Below are 11501 nucleotides of genomic sequence, written 5' to 3' on the forward strand. Positions count from 1 at the left end.
AAAACTATTTTTAAAACCAGATAAAGCAACACAATCGTATTCCGAGTGTATCGGCGATCAATCACACATATAAGAGAGGTCAACTTGGATCATCCTTTCCTCCTATAAAAAGGACATCAGAAGGGAAGGTACATAATAACACTAATAGCAAAAGAAAAACTGCCGTGAAGCAAATTGTGGAGTGGCAGTCCTAATATAATTTTATTAAAAGACAAAGATAAGAGAATTTCAAATAGAAATTCCAGAGTTGGCCTTAAGTAAAGGTCAAAATATATTAATTCACACTAAATTTTAGCAAAAATATGTTGTTCAAAAAAGGAGGACCAATCACTCATGCATAGCAATTGGTCCATCCAATTTTCATGAACTTTTATCTATTTTCCAAAACCGGGTTCTGTTTCAGATTATTTGGACAACCGTTGTATTGATAAAAATCAAAATATCAATATCCAACGGTTGTCTTTTAATTCAAAACATTGCTTATTCCCACCCAGGAGTTTGGGTCAAGGTATAGCCCTTGTCCTTATAAGCATTAATTGTACTGGTTCCGATAGGACATAAATAAACTCTATTGGTAAAACTGTTCCGATCCGCACTATTTTCCGGAATATAAAAACCTACCATAGAAGAGGCATTTGTACCATTGTAAGTGATAACATTTCCGGTTGCATCTTTCACCTTTAACTTACCAACTTTTGTAGTAACCAAGAATGAAGGAAGTTCTTTGGGGAAATCAATCCAAAGGCCTAACATTTTTTCCGGATGCGTTGTATAGTTCATATAGTCTATTTTCTTCCAACGACGAATATCCATCAAGCGAGCAAATTCAAAAACAAATTCCATTCTGCGTTCGCGACGAATTTCCCACATCAGATCAGAAATAGCAGGATCATCTTTACTTGGATCTGTAACCAGCGTAGTCAATTGCAAAGGAGCTGTTTTGGTCACTCCACGTGCTATTGCAGTTGCATCAAGGGGACGATTACGTATCGCATTAATGGACACATCAATATCCGACTGTGTTACAGCAGCTTCGCCCATTGTAGCCAACTCCGCCTTCGCTTCAATCCAGTTCAACACTACCTCGGCATAACGGATTACCGGAGCATCGTTTACATTGGTATTGGATGCATACATTGCAGGATAAACACCATTAAAGTATGTAGGAGAAACGCGATCTGAGAATTTATAGGCATACAGCAAAGAAGAAGATTGAGTACAGCTTGCTACTGTATTTGAAAAAGTAGCTTCAAATCTCGGGTCTCTTGTCTTAACCATACTTGCGATATCGAATTTATCGGCATCAGTCACAGTAGAAAGCTGGTAAGGCTTGCTATCTTTACAAATAAATGATTTTGCCAAGTCTAAATTCGGGCCCTGAGTTTGTCCTGAATAACCGTCACTATACGATTGCACTGCATGTGTAACGCTTTGTGTTGCATCATAAGTTCTATATAAAATAACCTCCTTATTCGAAGCTAAGTTATCCGAACCAAACAGACTTCTAAAATCGCTTGTGAAATTATATTTGCCGGAAGCCATTACAAAATTGGCGGCCTTTACAGCAAATGCAAAATACTTCTTAGCTTTTTCAGTATTATTCAAATGATATTTCTGCCATGAGCCTTCAAAAAGCATAAGACGAGAAATGAAAGAAGCTGCGATATACTTATTCAGGTATTGAACATTTCCATCATTTGTACGCATGTTATCAAAAGCATAGTTCAAATCGTCATACACCTTATCCATCACAAATGTTCTGTCATCGCGATCTTTATACAGCAAATCCTTTTCGCCGTCACCGACTACCTTATCATAATAAGGTACATTTCCAAAGACACTCACCAATCGGCTATATTCAAATCCTCTAAAGAAACGACCCACAGCACTCCAATGGTTATATGCTTCGTCCGTAATAGACTTGCCCTTCATTCCATCAATTCTATTAATGAAAAGATTGCACTTTCTTACCCATGCAAAGTTCCACTGAGGACCACCATAACTTGCAATCCATGCACTGGATTCAGATGTGGATGAGTTAGAAGTAGGAGCCTGAGCATAAAAGTTAGTTTGGACACCTGTGGAAACAAGGTCATCCGAGAAAGAATATCCTGTTAGTGGTGAATAGTCAGTTGTCCAACTTGAATTATATCCGTTGAAATAATTATTATAAAATCCATTTGCAAATAGACGCAAATTAGATTCTGATGTCCAATAATTGCTGTCATCCATAGTTGTCAACGATTTCCTGTCCAAGAAATCATTACAACTCATCACAAGGAGACCAGTCAGAAATAAAATAAATATATTCTTTTTCATAATTACATCTATTAAAAGTTTACTTGAAGACCTATAGAAAATGTCTTAAACGCAGGTACTCCAGTTCCTATACGGCCTGAGTTATAGTTCGTATTGGACGTAGCCGTAACGGATGATGTCCAAACAGTAGAGAGGCCATTAGTATCTTCAGGGTCAATGGGTAATGATCCTAAATGATCAAATGTAAAGAAGTTTTCTAAGGAAGCATACACTCTCAACTTCGTTATATAGAATCTCTTCAGCAAATTTGCAGGGAAAGCATAACCTACCGTAATGTTCTTAATACGCATATATGCCATATTCAAAAGATACCTATCCGATTCTACCGTATTATATCTTGTTGCATCATCTCCGGCAACACAGCTCAAATTAAATGGACGAGGATAGAAAGCATTGGTGCGATCTTCTCTCCAGAAATTTCCGGCAATAGCTTCAGGCATGGCACCATCACCAGAGTTATAACCGGCAATAGCTAATGATCCGTCCCCTACAACTGTACGTTTGCCTACGCCTTGCATAAACACAGAAACATCGACACCTTTCCAGTCTGCACCTAAACGCAACGAATATTCATAACGCGGGGTAGAATTACCAATCACTTTCAAATCACCATGATCATCGGTAGTACGACTTCCGTCATCAATTTTACCATCGCCATTCATATCTTTAAATTTCACATCACCAGGGCCAAAATAGAAATTACCGCCTTGCAAGTATCCCTGTGTTGGAGCGCTGGCATCAGCTAATTGATTGATTTTAACACCTGTTGGCAACGTTACCTGTACCATTTTGCCATCCGATCCATAAACGAAGTCGTCTTTTTGATACAAACGATCAACTGTGTATCCCCAAATTTCACCATATGTCTTTCCAACATACCAGCTGTCAAGGCTTTTAGTAGAACCATACTTGGTAATTTTTGTTTTCGAATCAGCAAGAGTTGCAACTACATTGATTCCTAACCCATTTTTAAATCGGTGATTGAAATCCATCTGCAATTCAAATCCATTAGTTCTTAGTGAACCGAAATTACCCTGAGGAGAAGAAGCTCCATAGGTAGCAGGAATTCCTTCCTGAGCATTAATCATATTTTTAGTATCTCTTCTGTACCAGTCAAACGAAAGTCCAAGTTCATTATTCAACAAGCGGATATCAGAACCCAAATCCAGCGTTGTGATGGTTTGCCAAGAGATATCACTTGAAACAGCAGCCGGAGTGGCAAAAGAATAGGTCTTTGTTGTCCCATTTATTACCCATGTGGTATTACTTCCGCTCATTGTAGGAATATAAAGGCTACCTGCTACTGATTGGTCACCAATAGAACCCCATGATCCTCTCAATTTGAAAGAGCTCAGATATTCACTGCTCCATTTCATCCACGGCTCTTCGCTCACACGCCATCCTGCCGAAAATGAAGGGAACCAATTCCATTTCAAGTCATTTGGAAATTTAGAAGTTCCGTCATAACGCAAGTTTGCCTCCAATAAATAACGATCTTTGAAACTATAGTTTACACGTCCAAATACACCAAACTGAGAATCCCAATACTCGCCACCGCTACTGGTCTGAGTTCCTGTTGCCAAGTCAAACTGAGGATTTGTAAAGTCAATTAGCTGTGTTTTTTGACTCCAGTTATAAGTATATCTATAATCAACACTATTAAGACCTAACAATAACTTTGCCTTATGATCCTTAGCAACCGTAAATTCGTAGGTAGATTTAACGTTAAACGTATTCCATTGATCATTCTTCGACAACATATACACATGATCGGGATTAGATCCGACACCTGTATAATTTGACCAGCCTAATTGGTAGGCAGGCATTGCATCTGGAGACGTTGCGCTAACAACATCACCATTACTATTCACATATACCTGATTACCACTTGCATCCGTCTGTTTTACCGCATTACTCCAGGAATCATATGCAGTATAGCTTGTCCCTGGTCTTTTATTTGTATAGTCCTGATTTGCATAGGTATAATCAACATCAATCGTCCAATCTTTCATAGGAGTGATCGTTAATCCTCCATTCATCGTAAGATAACGAGTGTCCATGTAACCTGTATTTGCAGCTCCCATTTCGTAAGCCGGGCTTCTCACTGGACGCCCATCCTGACATACTCCGTACGGTGTATTTGGGCCCCAGCGATAAATATATAACCAAGGGTCTGCTGTAGTTGAATTAGTTGCATAAGGAAAATTTTTCTTCCTCTTTGAATACATAGAACCACCATAAATCTTTACGTACTTATTCAATTCGGTTCCAACTCTAACCGATCCATTAAAACGATCAAAGCTATCATCTTTAGCCGTTTTGTTAATTCCCTGCTGATTCAAATAACCAAAGCTCAAATCATAATCGGTCTTCCCGCTTTTGCCGTTAACCGACAAATTATGGGTTTGAGAAGGAGTCCACTCCTTAACCAAATAGTCATACGGATTGTATGTTCTCAGACCAATCTTATTATTATTTGCATCTACATACCAATCGCGTCCATATAGCATCGGATCGCTGGATTTTACAGTTGAGCCATATTTATCTTGCCATTGTTTTGCTTTTTCATAACCGGCACGGTCAACTTTCCAGAAGGTACCTGTGATTGTTCCTCCTACACGTTCCATTGCAAGAACAGCATATTCCAAAGCATCGAGGCCTCCCATTTTCATATCTTTTGCCATATTCTGAAAGGCAAAATTATTAGAGTATGTTACATTTACGCTTTCTCTTTTTGCGCCTTTTTTGGTTTTTATCAAAATAACACCAAAAGCACCTTTAGAACCATAAATAGAAGCCGATGCAGCATCTTTTAGAACGGAGATAGATTCAATATCATCCGGATTTACCAACTGAATTGATGGAATTTCAACGTTATCCAACAAAATCAATGGATTAGTCGATCCATTAACAGAACCCAACTGTCCACGAATTTTCATCACAGGATCAGAACCAACTTCACCACTTGGGATAACAACGTTCAAACCAGGAGTCACACCTTGCAACCCACGTCCAACATCAGGAATAGGTCTTGCTTCTAACGTTTTTGTGTCCACATTAGCAACAGCTCCTGTCAAGTTGGCTTTCTTCTGCGTCGCATAACCGACAGCAACCACCTCTTCCATTTGTATTGCCGACTCTTTTAATGATACATTAAGAACTCCTTTCGAACCAACGGGCTGCTCAATGGTATTGTATCCAACAAATGAGAATACCAATACATCTTTCGATGCAGCATTAACGGTATAACTACCATTAACATCAGTAATCGTACCCACCGAGGTTCCTTTTATTTTCACAGTTGCTCCAATTACCGGTTGATTGGAACTATCAACCACCTTTCCCTTGATTGCTCTTGTTTGTGCGTAAGCTCCCACTACAGTGAAAAGCACCACCAACAAACAACAACCCAAATAAAACCATCTTTGCTTATAAAACTTAATCATAATTTTTGGGGATTTGAAGATAATAATCTATTTTTAATTATATGCCAAACGATAACAATAAGACAGGTTTTTGGCAAAACCTGATATTGGAAAATATTAATGGTATTAAGATATTAGTGTGAATTAAAAAAATACTACTTATTTTAGAGTCAAAAGAGATTTAGATTCGATTATTCGATTTTAGATAAAAGACAGACAAATATTTTATAACTCGCATTATACATTACATTTACTTCGATTTAATCTCAAAGAAACATACAATAATCCCGAATAGTTACAGATACCAAATTTACTCATATTTTACATATATGCAACATATATATGCTGTTTTTATTTTTTTTGAACATTATTTAATTCATACCTTAGACACAATAATGCTCATACAAGAAAGCATTTCAAAGAGAATTAGTATCAGATTTTTATATAAATGCGCTTTTTATAGAGAATATGACCGAAAATCCAGTTAAAAAGCACAAAAAAGATAGCAAACGACAGAGAAGCCCATAGATCAGGCAGCCACGACAAAAGCAAATCATTATAAATAAATCCTTTGATGGTTACAACTTCAGGAGTGATTATCAAAGGAATGGTTCCGAACAGGATAGATAACAAGGCCCCAAGCACATACATAAACAGTGGATTGATACCGAAGGATTCAAAGAAACGCGACCAACTCACATACCCTTTGATGTCTATCAACCAAATGAGCAATGAAAGCAACAACGAACCCAATCCACAGGTAACCATCACAAAGGTGGTACTCCACACTTTCTTATTAATAGGACAACCATAGCTCAACAAAAATCCGGCAAACAAAAGGATGGTACCAAAAATAAAGATTTGTTGGATACGCTGACCGTTATCCTTCACTTCATTAATAATCTTACCCACATAGAAACCCAGCAAAACATGAGCTAAGCAGGGCAAAGTACTCAACAGACCTTCAGGATCGAATGCAAACTTGGAACCGTCGGGCATCACCTCTTTATACATGTGATTTTCGCCAAACAGAGCACGGTCCACAATATTGATCACGTTATTTTCTGTCAAATCGAATCCGTTACCAAGAAGCAAAATTGCCAGATATGCGACCAGAATTCCACCGGCAACATACAATACCTTTTTATGGTTAATCAGCAGTATAATAATGGAAGCTCCGCAGTAACTCAATGCCAGACGCTGCATTACGCCAAGCGCCCTGATCTTGTCGAATGGAAGCAAACCGTGCATCAAACGTTCCGAGAAGGTCATTTCTGTGTTACCAAAGTCAAGAGTGGTTCTGCAAAACAAGCCAAACCATCCTAAGGCCAAACCGATGCCAAAAATAATCAGCGTCCGCTTGGCTATTTTCCACGCCGCCTCCGACGAAAACTTAAAGTCATATTTCTTTAGTGAGAAATAGGTGGATACCCCCATGATAAACATAAAAAACGGGAATACCAGATCAGTCGGTGTAAGACCATTCCATGATGCGTGTTCCAGCGGAGTAAAAATGTGACCCCACGAACCCGGGTTATTAACCAGAATCATTCCGGCAATAGTAATACCACGCATTACATCCAGCGCCAAAAGTCTGTTAGTAGTCGGCATAGGAATTTTATTTATAGAGATAATATTTCTTTGACAATTTTCTGAAGGCATCCTCGTCTTTTCTCCAGTAAGGAAGGATGTCGTCCACATTCATATTTTGAGCAAAACGAAGACGTATCTGATCGCTGCCGCATACTTTGTCGAACATATCGAAACGCGACTTCGTATTCGGACCGAAGCACTTCTTTTCGGGATAAAGTTTGGCCATCTCCTGCATCACATAAAACTGAATCTCCGTCAAGCGCACTTTGCTGTAATCGGTTATAAAATATTGTACACCTGAATAATTCAACCCCTTCCCTACCGAATAAAATGGCTTCAGGTTGATAGGGCGAAACAATACACCCGGCAATTTCAACGCATTCATCTTTTCGGCAAGCACGTTGGCATCGATCGAATCTTTGGCAAAGAGTTGGAATGGCAATGTGTAGCCCACTCCAATAGACATAAAGTCGAACTCTCCCAAAATACCCGATGCAGCGTAATAAGCCGCAGACTCAGCATAAGGCACATGCGGAGATGTAAGCACCCATGGCAAACCGGTTTGGGTGTACGTCATTTTCCGTTTCCAGCCTTTCATTGGAACCACCGTCAACTTACATTTCTTGCCGAGCATGTTTTCGTTGTTCAGCAATTTGGCCAGCTCTCCACAGGTAAGCCCGTAGAGATACGGAATTTTGAACTGGCTGACAAACGAGATAAATTTATCTTCTGCCAGATTGCCTTCTATCGTCAGTCCGCCAAGCGGATTTGGACGATCAAGTACCACAAACTCTTTGTCGTTTTCGGCAGCTGCCTGCATGGCCAGCCCCATGGTGCTGATAAAAGTATAGGAACGACACCCGATGTCCTGAATATCATACACAATCACATCAACATCTCTCAGCATTTCGGGTGTCGGTTTCCTCGTTTTTCCATAAAGCGAATACACAGGGACGCCAGTCTTATCGACAATACTATCCACATGATCGCCTGCATAAACATCGCCCCGTACTCCGTGTTCGGGACCATACAAAGCAACCAGTTTTACGCCGGCAGCTTCATTCAGAATATCTACTGTCGACTTCAATTGCGAGTCAACGCCTGTAGGATTGGTTATAAGTCCCACACGTTTTCCCTGAAGCATTTTGAATGCACTTTCACGGAGTACTTCAATACCCGTTTTTACCCTTTGCGCACCCATCCCGCTCTGAGACAGGCACAGCAAAGCGGCCATCAACCATATCACATTTATTTTTTTCATCATCACAAAGCCATTGGTAAAAACGGTTAGTTTTTCTTTTTCTTCCCGAATTCGGGATCAATCTTCAACATAGACACGGCCAGATAACAAGGTATAATCGCCAGCATCACCGTAAAGAAATAGTGCTGATAACCCAGTTTTTCCTGTAACCATCCGGCCATCATTCCCGGCAACATCATTCCCAAAGCCATAAAGGCGGTACAGATAGCATAATGCGCGGTTTTATGTTCGCCATCAGAGAAATAGATCATATAGAGCATGTATGCCGTAAATCCGAAACCATACCCGAACTGTTCGACTGCCACCGCCAGATTAATAAAAAAGAAATTATCGGGAAGGAATGTTGACAGAAAAATATACGCACATTGCGGCAAGGTAATCGACATTGCCATAGGCCAAATCCAATATTTAAGACCCTTGCGGGATGCAGCAATACCTCCGGTGATTCCACCCAGTGTCAACGCCAATACCCCAACAGTGCCATAAACCAAACCCACCTGTCCGGTAGTCAGTCCCAAGCCACCCACTTCTCGACCGTCGAGAAGGAAGGGAGATACGATCTTAACCAGCATTGCCTCACCAAGACGATAGGTAAGCATAAAGAAGATAGCCAGCACGATACCCGGTTTTTGGAAGAATGTAGCAAATGTGTGCCCGAACTCTTTGAATATATCGCCAACGCTATTTGTCGCCGTAGAATGATCGGATGCCGGACGCGGCAGCACAAAGCGGTGATAAACAAATAGCAAGACAAAGAAACCGGCCAAAATAAAGAACGTGATGCTCCAGGCCAATTTTAGATTTCCCGACACGCCTTTGAATTCGCTTTTTACATTACTGCTCAACTTTTTATCGAGCTGCACCACCACATAAGCCGGTTTATCCCAGTTTTCGGGAGTGAACGTAATCCGTTCACCGGAAACAACAGAGATGCTTTTATCTCCTTTCGCGAAATTGGTATTCAACACAACCGATTTACCCGCTTCCGGTTTTTTCGTCAGGCGGATGGCAACAATTCCGGCATTACCAGTCATCTCTTTCGAAGCGGCTTTAACTGCACTGTTTTTATCTGCACTCACAAAGCCGTTCTGCAGGTTTTGTGCCGAAGCAATATTCTTGATCTGTTCCAGTGAATCTTTCGAAATCCGGTTCGTATTCAGCACTAAATCGGAAGGGAATGCCACGAAGGTCATTTCGTCAGTCTTGGGCACGTTGTAGTTTTGAGGCTGCATCACAATCGTTGATTTGGCCGTAGTCGATGATTCGACAGAGAAATTCAACGGTTGCAAACCGGTAAAACTCTCCAGACTTCCGGCAAGAATAATCAGCAGACCCTGACCAGTAATCATAGCCAAACGATAGAATGTACTACGGATGCCCACAAAGAAAGACTGTTGTGAACTATCGAGAGCCAGCATATAAAAACCGTCGGCAGCAATATCGTGTGTCGCAGAACTAAACGCCATCAACCAAAGCACAGCCAGCGTTGCCTGAAAGAAAAACGGCACCGGAATAAGGAAAGCCACCCCACCCAAGCATGCTCCGATGAGCAATTGCATGGTTACAATCCACCAGCGTTTGGTTTTCATCATATCCACGAAGGGACTCCAGAAGGGCTTAATTACCCAGGGTAAATAGAGCCAGCTGGTGTACAACGCTATATCGGTATTTGAAATTCCCAAGCGTTTGTACATGACAACAACCAGCGACATTGCCACTACATACGGGATTCCTTCTGCAAAGTAGAGAGTTGGAATCCAGGCCCAGGGAGATTTATTTTTCGATTCTGACATTAATGAAATATTAAGATTGAAACTGATTTACAGAGAGTAACACATCACGCTCCTTTACTCCGCCGCAAGACGGCTGCAAAGCAAATCGAATTCGTCCGCGTCCATTGAAATTTGCCGGAGAATATCTTCTATATCGTTTGATGTGATTTTTTCAAAATCTTTTTGAAGCGGAGTGATAAACACGCCACCCAAATCGACTGATGCAGGGCTTATCAGCAGGTTGTCGTCACCTTCAGCAAAATATTGCCGTGGACGATGCAACTTCCGCGGGAAGACCCAGAGCGTCCACAAGCCATCATCGAACCGACAAAGCAAATTGAGCATCGGCTCCGGACTATCCTGTGGAACAGCCAGTAAAGTGTAGATTTTTTCAAACAGTTGCAACATGGGCTCTTTGTCCGCCGACTCGAGCGCCAATGCAGCATGCGAATAATAAGGAAGACGTGAAACTTTTATTTCCGGACGGTCGACAATTACCGCGGCTTGTTCACGATAGACAGAATTCCAGTTTTTTTCAAGAGGAAGGAATCCTCTGTTTCCGGCCTGAAAGTGCATGTGATCGGGAGCAGAAGCCCCGCACTTCGGCCCATTGTAAAATATAACACAACCATCTAATGCTTTAGCGACATCCAGCATATCGCCCAAACGGGTACGGATAAGCTGGTCGGTATGTTCCAAAGCCGGAATCGTAAAGTGCTTCGGGAAAATCGGAAACGGATTGACCAGAATCAAATACCCGTCACCAAAAGGGATCCCCTCTTGTTCCTGAGGCAAATGTGCTTTACATAAAAAGCACTTGCGTTCCTTGATCGAAGCAGCATCCACTTTTGCAGCAGAAGAGACAATGCGTGAAGGATTGAATTGCACCATCATTTCCACGCCACCCACTTTCAAAGTCTTTGTTTCGACCTTATCCAAAGAGGTATAATTGCGTTTCGGAAGCTCCCAAACAGCTATTTGCCGTTCAAGAAGATTGTACACCCGATCCATCAACGAGTCACTCTGACAACAAGAGCTTAGTTCTTCGTTTTTAGGATATTGATTCATGGTAATTAGATTAAAAAAAACGATGACTAAAAAACTTACAGAACAAAGAGCCAAGAATAAAGA

At 40.9% G+C, this 11501-nt stretch carries 6 protein-coding genes; all 6 read right to left on the bottom strand.

Annotation, left to right across the window (positions count from 1 at the left end):
- Positions 1–480: 480 nt before the first annotated feature.
- The 6 genes from PJIAN_RS01965 to PJIAN_RS01990 all read right to left on the bottom strand — a co-directional run bounded on the left by PJIAN_RS01965 (position 481) and on the right by PJIAN_RS01990 (position 11384).
- Entirely contained in the window at positions 481–2319 is a 1839-nt protein-coding gene (locus PJIAN_RS01965) for a RagB/SusD family nutrient uptake outer membrane protein (protein ID WP_068701501.1), read from the bottom strand.
- A gap of 11 nt (positions 2320–2330) precedes the next feature.
- Positions 2331–5765, bottom strand: coding sequence for a SusC/RagA family TonB-linked outer membrane protein (locus tag PJIAN_RS01970; RefSeq protein WP_068701503.1), 3435 nt, complete (start codon positions 5763–5765; stop codon positions 2331–2333).
- A gap of 411 nt (positions 5766–6176) precedes the next feature.
- Positions 6177–7361 (bottom strand): acyltransferase family protein, encoded by a 1185-nt coding sequence (locus PJIAN_RS01975; RefSeq protein WP_439951393.1) that lies wholly within the window; start codon positions 7359–7361, stop codon positions 6177–6179.
- A 1-nt stretch (position 7362) separates the two neighbouring features.
- Positions 7363–8598, bottom strand: a complete 1236-nt coding sequence (locus PJIAN_RS01980; RefSeq protein WP_068702684.1) for an exo-beta-N-acetylmuramidase NamZ family protein — start codon at positions 8596–8598, stop codon at positions 7363–7365.
- A 26-nt stretch (positions 8599–8624) separates the two neighbouring features.
- Positions 8625–10391 carry an MFS transporter gene (locus PJIAN_RS15095; protein WP_068701507.1) on the bottom strand — a complete coding sequence of 589 codons (1767 nt, stop codon included), beginning with the start codon at positions 10389–10391 and terminating at the stop codon, positions 8625–8627.
- Between the two features lie 54 nt (positions 10392–10445).
- Positions 10446–11384, bottom strand: a complete 939-nt coding sequence (locus PJIAN_RS01990) for a DUF4922 domain-containing protein (protein WP_172795571.1) — start codon at positions 11382–11384, stop codon at positions 10446–10448.
- Positions 11385–11501: the final 117 nt, after the last annotated feature.

The organism is Paludibacter jiangxiensis, assembly GCF_001618385.1.
GTDB classification, from domain to species: Bacteria; Bacteroidota; Bacteroidia; order Bacteroidales; family Paludibacteraceae; genus Microbacter; species Microbacter jiangxiensis.